We start from the raw sequence: 14,373 nt of genomic DNA, 5'->3' as shown, positions 1-14,373 counted from the left end.
GACAGAGCCTCCGTCCCGAGTCTGCCGGGATGGATCAGGCTCTAGCAGGAGCTCATAGATGGCGCATACCCACGACCATGCTGCGCAGGGCCACGACCACAGCCATGGCGCAGGTGATGTGCACGGCTCGACCGACAAGAAGCGCGTGCTGATCGCTGCTTGCTTGACCGCCGGCTTCATGGTTGCGGAGACGCTGGGCGCCATCTTCACCGGCTCATTGGCGCTGCTGGCGGATGCCGGCCATATGCTTGCCGATTGCGTCGCGCTCGGCCTGGCCTGGTATGCCTTTCATCTTGCGAGCCGGCCGGCGACCGTGCGCCTCACCTACGGCTTCGGCCGGGTCAAGACGCTGGTCGCCTACACCAACGGCATCGCCATCTTCGCCATTGCGCTGTGGATCGTCTACGAGGCTTGGGGCCGCTTGCTAGCGCCGGCTCCGGTGCTCGGCGGGCCGATGCTGGTCGTCGCGATCGCCGGCCTGCTGGTCAATCTCGGCTCGTTCTACGTGCTGCACGGCGGCGACCGCGGCAGCCTGAATATGCGCGGCGCCATTTTGCATGTGCTGGGCGATCTGCTCGGCTCGGCGGCGGCGATCGTCGCGGCGCTGGTGATCCTGGCGACGGGCTGGACACCTATCGATCCGATCCTGTCGGTCCTGGTCTCGCTGCTGATCCTGTCCACGGCCTGGTCGCTGATGCGCGAGGCTGCGCACGTCCTGCTCGAAGGCGTGCCTGCAAGCCTCGACCGCGACCTGATCGCGAGGGACATCGAAGGCTCGATCAAGGGCGTGCGCGAGGTGCATCACATGCATGTCTGGTCGCTCGACGGCTCCAGCAACATGGCGACGTTGCATGCCTGCCTCAACGACGGCGTCGACGCGCATATGGCGGTAAGCGCGATCAAGAAGCGGCTTGCGGCGGAACATGGCATAGCCCATGCCACGGTCGAACCGGAATTCGGTCAATGTGCAGACAGACATGAGCATGATGAGCACGAGCATGCGCATGACACGGCACCGCACCGCGGCCATTATCACTGACTTCGGGAGTTCTGGGCATTGGCAACGATCGACATGAACTCTCGCCGCCCTGGCGCCGCGTGATGGACCGCGACACCCGCAATGCGGCGATCGGCGCCGCCTGGGTTTTGCTGCTGTTCGGCATCGCAGCCTATAATCTTCCAACAGTGATGCTGGCGGTCGGCAAGATCTCGACGGTTCTTGCCGGCATCGTCGCGGCGATCTTCATGGTGGCAATCTTCGTCGTGTTCTGGCTGCGTAGCCGCAGCCAGCGCAAAAAGGGAAAGTGACATGCGCATTCTGATTACCGGCGCGGCAGGCATGGTCGGCCGCAAACTCATCGCCAGGTTGGCCAAGGACGGGGCGCTCGGCGGCCGCAAGATCGCCGCGCTCGATCTTCACGATATAGTGCCGCCGCAAGCGCCGGTGCTCGAAGGTGTCAGCATTACCCCCCACACCGGCGACCTTGCCGCACCGGGAGCGACCGCAAATCTGGTCGCGCTGCGCCCCGACGTGATCTTTCATCTCGCCGGCGTGGTGTCGGGCGAGGCGGAGGCCAATTTCGATCTCGGCTACCGCGTCAATCTCGACGGCACAAGGGCGCTGTTCGATGCCATAAGGCTGGCGGGATTTGCGCCGCGCGTCGTCTTTACCTCGTCGATCGCCGTGTTCGGCGCACCGTTTCCCGACGTCATTCCGGACGAGTTCCACCCGACGCCGCTGACCTCCTATGGCACGCAGAAGCTGATCGGCGAGGCGCTGCTTGCCGACTATACGCGGCGCGGTTTCTTCGACGGCATCGGCATCAGGCTGCCGACCATCTGCGTCAGGCCGGGAAAGCCGAACAAGGCGGCCTCGGGGTTCTTCTCCGGCATCATCCGCGAGCCGCTGAGCGGCCATGAAGCGATCCTGCCGGTGCCGCGCTCCGTCGTCCACACACACGCCAGCCCGCGTTCGGCGGTGAATTTCCTGATCCATGCGGCTCAGATCGACGGTGCCGCCGTCGGACCGCGCCGCAACCTGACGATGCCGGGCGTCGCCGTCAGTGTCGGCGAGCAGATCGAAGCGCTGGAACGTGTCGCCGGCGCCAAGGCGGTCAAACTGATCCGCGAGGAACCCGACGAGACGATCTGGGCGATCGTCAAGGGCTGGCCGACCCGCTTCGAGGCGCGGCGCTCGAGGGAGCTTGGCTTTGCCGCCGAAACGAACTTCGACGAGATCATACGCGTCCATATCGAGGACGAGTTGGGCGGCAATATCCCTAGTTAAAGCGCCCCGATCGGACGCAACGAGGTCAGGCGCCAGTCAGGCTGGCCGAAAGCAGCAGCAGTCCGAACAGGAAGACGAAGGCGGCGCCGCCGATCTCGACGAAGGAATGGATGCGGTTGCCCATGCGGCCGTCGCCGGCAAAATACACCGCCCAGTTCTTCGCGGTCACCGCAATCGTCGCCAGAGCCGAGACGGTGATTGCGGTGCCGAGGGCCATGGCCAGCACCGACAGGATGCCGCCGAACCATAGCCCGTTCAGCAAGGCGAAGCTCAGCACGATCAGCGCGCCGGAGCAGGGGCGGATGCCGACGGCAGCGACAGCCGACCAGGCCGTGCGCCAATCGAAGCGATCGCCGGAAAGCAGCGCCGGGTCGGGCGCATGCGAGTGGCCGCAGGTCTCGCAGACCTCGCCCGCCGCATGGCTGTGGTGATCGTGCGCAGCATGGGCGTGGTCGTGTGCGCCGTGGTCATGATGGTCGTGCGCATGGTCGTGATCGTCATGTGCATGAAGCGCGTGGGAATGTGCCGCATGGGCATGCGCGGAATGTGAATGGCCGGCATGTGAATGGCCGGCATGGGCAGCCGAGAGGCTGTAGCCGGGGCTTGCGCCGAACAGGCGAAGGATGGCCGGGCCGGCCTTGCGCCAAAGCAGCCAGGCGCCGAACAGGGTGACGAAGACATAGCTCATGATTTCGAGGAACCATGCGGCGTCGGTCATCGATATCGCGGTGCCGCGCAACACGAAATAGGCGAGCAGCATCACCACGATCGCAGTCAGCGCCTGCAGCAGGGCCGAGACGAAGGACAGCATGATGCCGCGCTTGAGCGCCACCTCATTGGCCACCATGTAGGACGAGATCACCGCCTTGCCGTGACCGGGGCCGGCGGCGTGGAAAATGCCATAGGCAAAGGACAGGCCGATGAGCAGCCACAGCCTGCTGCCATCCTGGCGCATCGCCTTCATCGCGCCGGCAAGCGCATGATAGAATTCCTGCTGGCGCAGATTGATCCACATCAGGATGTGGGCGAACGGGCCGGTGGCGGTTGGAGCCATGCCGTCATTGGTGCCGATGCCCAGCGAACTCTGGGCGTGGGCGGAGCCGAGAAAGTGCGTCATCACAAAGGCGGCGGCCAGAAGACCGAATGCCAAACGCAGGGACGGTTTCGCCACTGGATCTATCCTTCCGGCTGACAGGTCAGTTCGAGCTTGGTGGCAAAGATCTTGCTCATGTCGGTGCCTGTCGGATCGTTGAAGAAGGCCTCGGTCAGGGTCTTCTGGTTCTCGGCGATCGCCTCGTCCGGGTTGGGGCGGACAACCTTGCTGGTGCAGGCCGGCGGCAAGCCATCGACCTGCAGATTGGCATCCTCGGTGAAATCGATCGCGGTGTAGAAGGTCGGATCGTAGACGCCGATATCTATCTTGCCGCTCAGTTTGATCGGCACCTTCGGTTCGGATTCAAACAGGATGATCAGCTGGTCATTATCGAAATTGGCCATCAGATGCGGCGGCGGGGTCATTGCCACGTCCTTGCCGTCGACGGTGACGAGCTGGAAGTAGTTGAATTCGGCAAGCGAGGCATGGACGGTGTCGGCAACATCCTTCAGCTCCTTGTCGTCGAGCTTCAGGTCGGAATTCTTGTCGAACTCCATCATCACCGTGCTCGAAAACAAATCGTCGAACCGCCAGACATGGCGCAATGCCTTCACAGTTTGGTGATCCGGGCCCAGGACCACTTCGAGGCGGGCTTCGGCGAAGACGTGGGGATGCACCTCAGCCGGTCCGACGGCGGCAAACGTCGCGGTCAAGGCCGAAGCCAGCATGATGGCTTGCTGTTTCAGGTGCATTCTCGGTTGCGATTCAATCGGCTTCGGTGAATTGCCGACAGTTACCAGAAAGGGGGCGAAAATGGGACCGCAAGGCGGCTGAAAGCTCATGCGCTGTCCAGCGCCTTGAACCACTGCACCAGGAAGTCGACGAAAACGCGAACTTTCGCAGGCAGATAGCGCCGGTGCGGATAGACGGCGAAAATGCCGCCGCCGGGCAGGATGCGGTCATCCAGCGCAGTCACCAGCTTGCCGCTTTCGATGTCGGGCGCGGCGATGAAATCCGGCAGGATGGAAAACCCCAAGCCCGCCACGGCGGCCGCCCTTGCCGTCATCGGGCTGTTGACCTCCATCGGGCCGGAGACCGAAACACTCACCGTATCGCCACTGTCGCCCTTGAAAGGCCAGTTGGTCAACCAGCGGCCATTGGTGTCGATAATGCAAGGCACACGGGCCAGATCCTGCGGCCTGACCGGCATGCCGTGCTTGGCGATCAGTTCGGGAGACGCGCAAAGCCGCACCGAAAACGGCGCCAGGCGCCTGGCGATCAACGAGGAATTTTCCAGCCGCGAAATGCGCACCGCCAGATCGAAGCCCTCCTCGACCAGATCGACGAAACGGTCGTCGAGTTGAACGTCGAGTATGATATCGGGATGCTGCTTGGCGAAGTCGATCAGCGACTGGCCGATCGGCGCGTCGGCGAAAGTGCGCGGCGCCGATAGCTTGATCCTGCCGCGCACGTCGCCGGAGGATTCGCGCACCGCATCGGCAAGGCTGTCGACCTCGCGCACGATCTCCGAGGCGCGCCGGTAATAGGTGTGGCCCGCCTCGGTCAGGGAGAACTGCCTGGTGGTCCGGTTGAGCAGCAGCGCGCCGAGTTCGTCCTCCAGTTCGCGCACATATTTTGACAGCAGCGCCTTGGAGCGGCCGATCTTGCGCGCCGCCGCCGAAAAGCCTTCGGCCTCGACCACGTCGATGAAGGCGCGCATGCGGGTCAGCGTATCCATGTCATGCGCCTCCTTGGTGGCCTGAAAGGATGCGGGCGGCCAGCGCAATCAACTGCCGGTCGCTGTTCTTCGGACCGAGCAGCGAAAGCCCGAACGGCGCCCCGTCGACCTTGCCGAGCGGCAGCGTGATCTGCGGAAAGCCAGACAGGCCGGAAAGACACAGCAATCTCAGCGCGCGCTCGCGATAGGCCTGCAAATCGTCGAATGACGCGGCCTTGAGCGGCGCGGCACCCGGAGCGGTCGGCAGCACAAGAACGCCGTCCTCGCCAAGCAGGCCGGCAAGCTCGAGGCGAACCGAAACGCGCCGTTCCCTTTCGCGATGCGCGGTTGCCGCGCCGATGGTCGCGCCATGCTCGAAACGCTCCTTGACACCGGGTCCGAGCATGCGGTCGCCGCCGGCGATCCAGGCGCCGTGACTTTGCCAGGCTTCATAGCCTTGCAGCTTGCGGAAGCACCAATAGAGGTCGTCGGTGGAATGCGACAGCGGGCCGACGGTGCGCGGAGCGCCCAGCACGGACGCGACACTGCGGATCATCGAGCGATATTCCGCAGCTTCCAGCGTGCCGAGCACGAGGCCGTCCAGCGCATCGAGGGCGATGGGGCGCCTCAGTTCGTGGCGATGCGGATCGTCGCCGAGCAGCAGCGTGCCGACCTTTTCGTAGATGACGATGTCGCTTGCGAACCAGCCGAACGTGTCCAGCGAAGGCGCCAGCGGCATGGCGCCGTCGAGCGAGATGCGGCCATGCGTCGTCCTCAGGCCGATCAGGCCGCAGAAGCTTGCCGGCGCTCGGATCGAGCCGCCGGTGTCCGATCCGGTTGCAATGTCGGCCAGCCCGCCGGCGACTGCCGCGGCAGAACCAGAGGACGAGCCGCCGGTGACGCGGTCGGGTGCTGTCGGGTTGACGGGCGGCGGGAAATGCGCGTTCAACCCAAGCAGGGAAAATGCGAGTTCGTCGGTCTGCGTCTTGCCGACGAAGCGCGCCCCCGAATCAAGCAGCGCCTGGACGGCCGGCGCGGTCGCCATCGCCGGTGAAGCGTCCCGGTACTTCTGCGGGTTGCCGCAGCCGGTGCGGTAGCCGGCGACGTCGAAGATGTCCTTGACGGCCAGCCGCAAGCCGGCAAGCGGGCCGGATTGCGCATTGGCTACAGGGATTGGATCAAGGTCGAGAAAAGCGTTCAGCGGGCCGCGAGTGCCTGTCATGCGTTCGATATCCGGATGTGCTTGCCGCAGCATTTTTCTTCTGGTTGCCGCAGCATTGTTCGATGCCACAAATTTTACAACCTGCCATACGATTTTTATTGATTGTGAAATCTTTCGATCTTATATCGCGCTTGCCCAAAGTCGCACGTGCCTGTGGGTGTCCGCCGATCCTCGAATGGTGAGGGCAATCGGTAAGGTAACTGGAGCCAACCCCTCCAGTCGGTTTAGCGGCCAACCGCCAACCGAGGACACCTTGAAGCAACGACGGTGCGGGCCTTTCTGGTGTTCTGCCGGTCGTCCAAAGACCGGGGTTACTGAAGAGGCACACCTTCATTGCCGGCAGTGCGGACGGGTCTCCCATCCAAGCCAAGGCAGACAAAGCGAACCGAGGCCGGGCAAGGCCAAGGTTCACCGCCGCGAGACGGCGCTTCATGGTTCCGGGGTCTCCACCGGCTGGTTCCATGGATTTGACGTCCCGCCTTTGTCCACCGCGTGTTCGCGAGGCCGAGAGCCTGCGTCCGCAAGCCTTTGTGCGCGCCGAAAGGCGCTGATGGAGAGACCCGATGGCTACCCAGCGCATCCTTGACTTTCTCGCCACCCGACGTCCAAACGGCCCGTGCCTCGTCGTCGACCTCGATGTCGTGCGCGACAATTTCCGCGCCTTCGAGAAGGCGCTTCCCGATTCCAAGATCTACTATGCGGTGAAAGCAAATCCGGCGCCGGAAATCCTGCGCCTGCTTGCTGCGATGGGCTCGTCCTTCGACACCGCTTCCGTTGCCGAAGTCGAGATGGCGATGGACGCCGGTGCGCCGGCGGACCGCATCTCCTTCGGCAACACCATCAAGAAGGAGCGCGACATCCAGCGCGCCTACCAGCTCGGCATCCGGCTGTTTGCGGTGGACTGCGTCGAGGAAGTCGAGAAGATCGCACGTGCTGCTCCCGGCGCCCGTGTGTTCTGCCGCGTCCTGACCGACGGCGAGGGCGCCGAATGGCCGCTGTCGCGCAAGTTCGGCTGTGTGCCGGCGATGGCGGTCGACGTGCTGCGCCATGCCAAGGCGCTCGGCCTCGACGCCCATGGCGTGTCGTTCCATGTCGGCTCGCAGCAGACCGACCTGACTGCCTGGGATCGCGCGCTCGCCGATGCCAAGAAGGTGTTCGCGACGCTGGCCGACGAAGGCATCGTGCTGAAGATGGTCAATATGGGCGGCGGCTTCCCGACCCGCTATCTCAGGGATGTGCCGGTGGCTCAGGCCTATGGCCAGGCGATCTTCTCGGCGCTCAGGAAGCATTTCGGCAACGCCATCCCCGAGACGATCATCGAGCCGGGCCGCGGCATGGTCGGCAATGCCGGGGTGATCAAATCGGAGGTCGTGCTGATCTCGAAGAAGGCCGACAACGACAATGTGCGCTGGGTGTTCCTCGACATCGGCAAGTTCGGCGGTCTCGCCGAGACAATGGACGAGGCGATCCGCTATCCGATCGTCACCGCGCATGACGGCAGCGAGACCGCGCCTTGCGTGCTCGCCGGCCCGACCTGCGATTCGGCCGACGTGATGTATGAAAAGACGCCGTATCCGCTGCCCTTGTCACTGACCATCGGCGACGAGGTGCTGATCGAGGGCACCGGCGCCTACACGACGACCTACGCCTCGGTCGCCTTCAACGGCTTCGAGCCTCTCCGATCCTACGTGATCTGAAGGCTTCGGCCCTCAGATCACCCCGAGGTGGGCGCCTTTCGCCTGCCCGGGTTCGCCTGTGGAACAGATCTCCGCTCGTGAAGGATCGCGGAAATGGACATTGTAGATTTCATTGTTGAAGGCGCCTGGCTGGTCTCCCCCCTTGAGGGGGAGATGGCCGCGAAGCGGCCAGAGGGGGTCGGTTCGGCTGCGTCGACCTCTCTTGGACTGTGCGGGGCCAGCGCTTCACGCGCGGCAACCCCCTCTGTCGCCTTCGGCGACATCTCCCCCTCAAGGGGGGAGATAACCGGCGCTTTTGCGATCGTCGCCGAAACTGCGGCAGATATTGCATCGCGCGAGGCTTTGCTCGATCGCGCCATGGGACCGAAGCGCCGGAAAAAGTCGTCGGAAAAGCTGCGGCGCGGCCGCCGGCCTTCGGAGGGGCTGGCCTTTGTCGCGCGCGACGCGTCGGGCACTGTTGCCGGCACCGTGCGGCTGTGGGACGTGGCGCTGGGCGAGGGCGGCAAGGCAGCGCTGCTGCTCGGTCCGCTTGCGGTCGATCCGGCGCTGAAAAATGCCGGCATCGGCTCGGCGCTGATGCGCCATGCCGTCACTGAGGCCGAGCGGCTTGGCCATGCGGCGATCCTGCTGGTCGGCGACGCGCCCTATTACGAGCGCTTCGGGTTTTCGGCCGCAAAGACCGGCTCGCTGGCCATGCCGGGCCCTTACGAGCGGCACCGCTTGCTGGCGCTGGAACTGGTGGAAGGCGCGCTCGACGGCGCGCAAGGCACGCTGAAGGCGGCCGGGCGCAAACTGAAGGCACAGCGGCTGCCGCTCGCTGCGTGACGGATCAGAAACAAGCCGCCCATTGCACGGCGGCTTGTTTTCATCCCGGACCGGAGTGGATCAGCCGATCAGCTGGCTGAGCGCCATGGCGACGCTCATGTCGCCTTCGACCTTTATCTTGCCGGACATGAAGGCCATGGTCGGGTTGAGATCGCCTGAGATCAGCGAGTCCAGATCGTCGAGTGACAGCTTTATCGTGCAATCGGCCGGCGCATCGGTGGTCGAGACATCGGCGCCGTCGATGACGATGACGCCGTCGCTGCCGGTGTCGAACTTCACGGAGCGATCGAACCCGGCACTCGCCACGCGCGCGCTGATCTTGTCGGCAATTTCCTGAACGCCCATGGCGGTTCTCCTCGTCTCATTGCGTTTGTCGCACATTGGCACTTCGACCCGGGACTCTTCGATCTGGCCGAAGTCGCCGTCTTGCGCATTTCGCGATCACGGTCGCCGGCGCATATAGCTTCGGGTTGACGTTTACGTCAACGCGGCTCCCCGAGATGAAGATGGGCTTTATCGCCGCAGCATCACGCGGGCATGACACCTTGGGGGCGCTCATGTTGCCATGCGATGCCGCCGGGCGTATCAGGCACCACTCCCCCTTGGATATCGGCGAGCCGCCCGGTGCTTTCCAGAAAAGAACCGCCCAGAAACGAACCGCAAGTCTATGCCCGCCGGTTGCGCGCGGTGCTGATCAGATCTATCCCGCTGCTCGAGGCACGCGGCATTGCCGTGGTCATTCTGGCGGCCCTGGTCGGGATGATGGCGGGTGCGCTGGTCACCGGCATGAGCGGACTGGTGCAGGTCCTGCATGGGCTTATGTTCGGCGTTCAGCCCGGCGGTCGGCTTTCGGCGATGTTTTCGCTGCAAAGGCCGGAGCAGGCGCTGATACCGGTCATCGGCGGCATCCTGCTCGGGCTGACGGTGATCTGGCTGAGAAAGCGGAAGTTCCGCACGCCGGTCGATCCGATCGAAGCCAATGCACTTTACGGCGGCCGCATGTCGCTGACCGATACCTTCATCATCGCCGGGCAGACGATGATCTCGAGCGGCTTCGGCGCTTCGGTCGGGCTCGAGGCCGGCTATACGCAGGTGGGTTCGGGCCTGGCGTCGCGGCTGGCGCGCTTGTTCAGGCTGCGCCGCAACGATGTCCGCATCCTGGTCGGCTGCGGTGCCGCCGGCGCGATCGCCGCCGCTTTCGACGCGCCGCTGACCGGCGCCTTCTACGGGTTCGAGCTGGTCATCGGCATCTACTCGGTCGCCAATGTCGCGCCGGTAATGGCCGCCGCGATCTCAGCCTCGCTGACCGCCGAGATGTTCGGCGGCGTGCCGTTTCCGCTGGAGCTCGCCGGTCTGCCGGCGCTCACCGTCAGCCAGTATTTGCCGTTCATGCTGCTCGGGCTTCTGGGGGGCGGCGCTTCCATCGCCATCATGCATCTGGTGAGCATGATCGAGCGCGTCTTTGCCCGGCTGTCGATCGACGCCTCGCTGCGGCCAGCTATCGGCGGCGTGATGGTCGGGCTGATGGGCCTGGTCACGCCACAGGTCCTGTCCAGCGGCCATGGCGCGCTGCACCGCGAATTCGCGATGAATTACGGGCTGGCCGCGGTGGCCAGCGTCTTCGTGCTGAAGCTGGCGGCGTCGGCGATCTCGCTCGGCTCCGGCTTCCGAGGCGGCCTGTTCTTTGCCTCGCTGTTCCTCGGCGCGCTGCTCGGCAAGATGTTTGCCGGCGCTATGGCATTCGTCTCGCCGGCGACCGGCATCGACCCGGCCGTCGCCGCCGTCGTCGGCATGACCTCGCTGGCCGTAGGCGTCGTCGGCGGCCCGTTGACGATGACCTTCCTGGCGCTGGAATCGACCCGTGACCTGACGCTGACCGGCGTGGTGCTGGCCGCCTCGCTGATGGCGGCGATCCTGGTGCGCGAAACGTTCGGCTATTCCTTCTCGACATGGCGCTTTCACCTGCGCGGCGAGACCATCCGCAGCGCCCATGATGTCGGCTGGATGCGCAGCCTGACCGTCGGCTCGATGATGCGAAAGGATGTCCGCACCATCGACGCCTCGACGACGCTTGCACAATTCCGCAAGCAGGTGCCACTCGGTGCCTCGCAGCGCGTCATCGCGGTCGACGCCGACCTGCATTATGCCGGCGTGCTGATCGTCGCCGAATTGCACAGCCATTTGTCGGATGACGAGATGCTGGTTAAGTCCTTCGCCAAATTCAGGGATGCGGTGCTGGTGCCGAGCATGAACGTGCAGTCGGCGGCAGAGACCTTCCAGCGCGCCGGCGCCGAGGAGTTGGCGGTGGTCGAGGATTTCACCGATCGCAAGGTGGTCGGGCTGCTGACCGAAGGCCATCTGATGCGGCGCTATGCCGAAGAACTCGACAAGGCGCGGCGCGATCTGTCCGGCGAGGGGTAGCGCACGTGACAGGCCAACTCTTGGTCATCGATGGTAGTGAGCCGGTTGTCCCGGTTATCCCCCCCGGCTGGCATGACCGGCCGCTTTGCGCCCAATTCCGGTCACTACGACAGCGCCGTTCCTTCGCCAAAAGCGGCCATCACGAAATTCACAGGCCAAGCAACTTTACTCCCAAAGCAGAGGTCATCATCAGTGAAAGAAGTTTCGTTGACGATTGCTACCTCAGCGTAGCTAGAAGGTGCTCGGCAGCCTTAACATCCGCAGTGTCCTGGCCCTCAACGAAATGCTCCACGACTGGTTGCAAGAGCTCGCGAGCGCTATCCGCCTCCCTTCGCCCGGCCATCAGCGTCGCCATGTCGGTTGCGGTTCGCAACTCCCATGCCCGTGCGCGCTGACTTCGGCTCAACTCCAGTGCCTGCATGAGGTAGGCGGCAGCTTCATCACGGTTGCGCTCCGACTGGAGAAGGAGGCTTCCCTTCATCCGGAGCAACTCCGGGAGGTACAATTGATCGCCGTTCTGTTCGACTTGAGCAAGCGACTCGTCGATCAACGCAATGGCTTCATCAACCTGACCGGTCGCGGACAGTCCCCTAACTAGCGAGAGATTGAGCGGCGTCGTGAGCAATTCATAAGGCGCCGCGTGGAGCTTCTGAAGAGATGTCTGCAGGCCCTCGACGCCGCTTTTTGCATCGCCGTGACGGATCGCGACTTCGCTTTTGAAGCCCCGACCGACCAGCAGGTAAGGAGTCATGGAATGGGATTCCGCGCGAGCGATGAGCATATCTATGTACGCCTCGGCGCTCTTCAGGTCGCCGGTCCAAAGGAAGACCGATATCGCCCAGATCAACGCGATCGCCAACGTTAGAGAATGATCCATGGCGGCAGCCTCTTCGACGGCCTGTCGGGCGTGTGCCATGGCTTGATCCGGATGGCCTTGTAGCCAAAGGTTCCTCGCCAGGATGGCCCTGGCCAGGATTTTGCCTTCGAACCCCAGATAGATCGTCGTGGTCCGCTGGGAGCGCGGCCCACGGTCGAGCGCCGCCTCCAGCTCTGCGCGGGCCTGCGCGAGGTCGCCTCGCAGGTGGAGCGAGATGCCCAGGATCGAGTGTGCCAGCGCGCTGGCGACCGAGTCGTCCAAGGTCGCGGCTGTGGCTGAACAACGCCTTGCAAACTCAAGGGCGGTTGCGAAATTGCCCGTCCGCAGATGGAACATGTTGAGCGGACCCAACAGACGCACCCGGTCCAGCGGATCGCCGCGCTCCTCGGCGATCGCCAGGCTCCTCTCCAGAGCTACGCGCGCCCTGTCGCGTCCTCCCCGCATGAACATGAAGGACACGCCGAGGGCTGCCTGAAGATGCATCTCGTCAAGTCCGCCGCGGGCGGCATCGTCGAAAGCGAATATTGCTCTTTCAGACCAGCGATGACACTCCGGCAACAAGGACATTGCCAGGAAAACCGGCGCGACAGCGGTGGCGAGTCCGACGCCGATGTCGGCGTTTCCGCTGTCGCCGAAGCACCATTCCAAGGCAGCCCGGACATTGTTGATGGCGGCGAAGTGAGGCGCCCGCTCCTCACCGGTCGCCAGGCTTGGCCACTCGATCCCGGTCTGCTCCAGCCATCTCCGATAGTAGGCGGCGTGGCGCACTGCCAGATCGGCAGCCTCGGCGTCATCGATCGGGATGTCGAGAACGTAGGCGCGCGTCGTATCGAGGAGCCTGTAGCGCATCATTGCTCCGACCGGACGCGTCGCCACGATCGATTTGGCGACAAGACTGTCCATGGCGCCAAGGACGGTCGATCGGTCGAGGGTCGCGCTCGTCACCACCTCCAGTGCAGCATCGAGCGTGAAATGACCGACGAATACAGCGAGCCTGCGAAGCACCACGCGCTCAAGGTCGGTCAGGAGCCCCAAGCTCCAGTCTAGTGTCGCCTGCAGGGTTTGCTGACGCGGCGGCGCGGTCCGCGAACCGAGCCACAGCAGTGTCAGGCGTTGATCAAGAAGCGCGGCGGTCTGTTGCAGCCCATAGGATTCGACGCGCCTGGCCGCCAGTTCGATGGAGAGCGCCACGCCGTCGAGCTTTCGACAGATGCTTGCGATGAGCAGGGCTTCCGCATCGCTGACGTCCAAACGAGCGCCGCCTGCCACCGCTCGTTCGACGAACAGTTGGGTGGCCGGGAAGGTCTGGACAATGGCCGCCGTTAGTCCAGGTTCGTCGGGCGGATAGGCAAGCGCATCCAATCGATAGATATGCTCGCCCTCAACCCGAAGCACCTCGCGGCTCGTTGCCAGAATGTGGACCTGTGACGTCGCATCGACGATGCTTGCTGCCAAAGGCGCCACCGCATCCAAGAGATGCTCACAGGTATCGAGGATCAAGAGAATCCGCTTGTTGCGCAAGTAAGCGATTAGGTTGGGCGTGGCATCTTCTGTTTGAACGGACAGCCCAAGCATCGAGGCGACGGCTGTCGTCACCAGACCGGGATCACCGATCATTCCCAGATCGACGAACAGAACTGCCCCATAAAATGCGTCGATCAGATGATGCCCGACTGCGATCGCGACGGTGGTTTTACCGACACCGCCGGCGCCAACGATGGTGACGAACCGCGAAGCATTCAGCTGCGCCGACAGCTTGAGAACGTCCTCATCCCGCCCGACCATTCTGCTCAAGCGGTTTGGAAGATTCGCATGCGGAAACCCAGCGGCGATGAATGGGGCTTCGTCGTGTGTGCTTGATCGCGAGACCGGTGCAACGAAGCAATAGCCGCGCCCCGGAAGCGTCGCGATGTAACGCGCGCCATCCTTTCCATCGCCCAGCGCCTTGCGCAGCCCGGTCATGTGGAACCGCAGGCTGCCTTCCTCGACAACCACATCGGGCCAGACCCGCGACATCAGATCCTTCTTGCTGACGACTTCATTCGGCGCGGAAGTCAGGACGATGAGAATTTCAAGGGCGCGCGAGCCCAGCTCTACGGGAGCGCCCTCTCTTGTCAGGAGCCTTTCACCCGCAGCCAAGCAGAAAGGGCCAAACGACAATCTGTCTTTGGCCTGACTTGCCGTTATCGTCATGGCGTCTCTTCTTTTGGGAGCCGCCTGCACCCAGCGCCTCA

The 14,373-nt window shown here is 63.8% G+C and carries 12 protein-coding genes; 6 read left to right on the top strand and 6 right to left on the bottom strand.

The window, feature by feature from the left end; all coding sequences use genetic code 11:
• The first annotated feature begins 58 nt into the window (after positions 1–58).
• The 3 genes from NKJ35_RS13340 to denD all read left to right on the top strand — a co-directional run bounded on the left by NKJ35_RS13340 (position 59) and on the right by denD (position 2,287).
• Positions 59–1,039, top strand: coding sequence for a cation diffusion facilitator family transporter (locus NKJ35_RS13340; protein ID WP_352647570.1), 981 nt, complete (start codon positions 59–61; stop codon positions 1,037–1,039).
• A 62-nt stretch (positions 1,040–1,101) separates the two neighbouring features.
• Complete coding sequence (locus NKJ35_RS13335; protein ID WP_352647569.1) at positions 1,102–1,308, top strand: hypothetical protein; 207 nt, start codon at positions 1,102–1,104, stop codon at positions 1,306–1,308.
• Position 1,309: 1 nt separating this feature from the next.
• Positions 1,310–2,287 (top strand): D-erythronate dehydrogenase, encoded by a 978-nt coding sequence (gene denD, locus NKJ35_RS13330; protein WP_352647568.1) that lies wholly within the window; start codon positions 1,310–1,312, stop codon positions 2,285–2,287.
• Positions 2,288–2,312: 25 nt separating this feature from the next.
• Here denD and NKJ35_RS13325 read toward each other — a convergent pair whose 3' ends face one another.
• The 4 genes from NKJ35_RS13325 to NKJ35_RS13310 form a co-directional block, all read right to left on the bottom strand.
• Positions 2,313–3,467 (bottom strand): nickel/cobalt transporter, encoded by a 1,155-nt coding sequence (locus tag NKJ35_RS13325; RefSeq protein WP_352647731.1) that lies wholly within the window; start codon positions 3,465–3,467, stop codon positions 2,313–2,315.
• Positions 3,464–4,132 carry a DUF1007 family protein gene (locus NKJ35_RS13320; protein ID WP_254816980.1) on the bottom strand — a complete coding sequence of 223 codons (669 nt, stop codon included), beginning with the start codon at positions 4,130–4,132 and terminating at the stop codon, positions 3,464–3,466. The genes NKJ35_RS13325 and NKJ35_RS13320 overlap by 4 nt, the downstream gene beginning before the upstream one ends.
• Before the next feature lie 86 nt (positions 4,133–4,218).
• On the bottom strand, positions 4,219–5,118 hold the full coding sequence (locus NKJ35_RS13315) for a LysR family transcriptional regulator (RefSeq protein ID WP_352647566.1): 900 nt from the start codon (positions 5,116–5,118) through the stop codon (positions 4,219–4,221).
• A 1-nt stretch (position 5,119) separates the two neighbouring features.
• A complete protein-coding gene (locus NKJ35_RS13310) occupies positions 5,120–6,319 on the bottom strand; it encodes an amidase (RefSeq protein ID WP_352647564.1) in 1,200 nt (399 codons plus the stop codon).
• Positions 6,320–6,882: 563 nt separating this feature from the next.
• Here NKJ35_RS13310 and odc2 point away from each other — a divergent pair.
• Positions 6,883–8,016, top strand: a complete 1,134-nt coding sequence (odc2, locus tag NKJ35_RS13305; protein WP_352506312.1) for an ornithine/lysine decarboxylase — start codon at positions 6,883–6,885, stop codon at positions 8,014–8,016.
• Positions 8,017–8,277: 261 nt separating this feature from the next.
• Positions 8,278–8,841, top strand: a complete 564-nt coding sequence (locus NKJ35_RS13300) for a GNAT family N-acetyltransferase (protein ID WP_352647729.1) — start codon at positions 8,278–8,280, stop codon at positions 8,839–8,841.
• Between the two features lie 60 nt (positions 8,842–8,901).
• On the opposite strand, the gene NKJ35_RS13295 is transcribed toward NKJ35_RS13300, so the two are convergent.
• Positions 8,902–9,186: an SCP2 sterol-binding domain-containing protein gene (locus NKJ35_RS13295; protein WP_352478267.1), complete on the bottom strand. Its 285-nt coding sequence runs from the start codon at positions 9,184–9,186 to the stop codon at positions 8,902–8,904.
• A 192-nt stretch (positions 9,187–9,378) separates the two neighbouring features.
• Between NKJ35_RS13295 and NKJ35_RS13290 the strand changes: the two genes are divergently transcribed.
• A complete protein-coding gene (locus NKJ35_RS13290; protein ID WP_502904637.1) occupies positions 9,379–11,262 on the top strand; it encodes a chloride channel protein in 1,884 nt (627 codons plus the stop codon).
• A gap of 217 nt (positions 11,263–11,479) precedes the next feature.
• On the opposite strand, the gene NKJ35_RS13285 is transcribed toward NKJ35_RS13290, so the two are convergent.
• Positions 11,480–14,332, bottom strand: coding sequence for an ATP-binding protein (locus NKJ35_RS13285; RefSeq protein WP_352647560.1), 2,853 nt, complete (start codon positions 14,330–14,332; stop codon positions 11,480–11,482).
• Positions 14,333–14,373 lie beyond the last annotated feature (41 nt).

The sequence above is a fragment of the Mesorhizobium sp. M0136 genome, assembly GCF_040322515.1.
Classification (GTDB): Bacteria; Pseudomonadota; Alphaproteobacteria; order Rhizobiales; family Rhizobiaceae; genus Mesorhizobium.
Note: the sequence above shows the minus strand (reverse complement) of the source record. Positions and strands in the feature narration are given on the sequence as shown.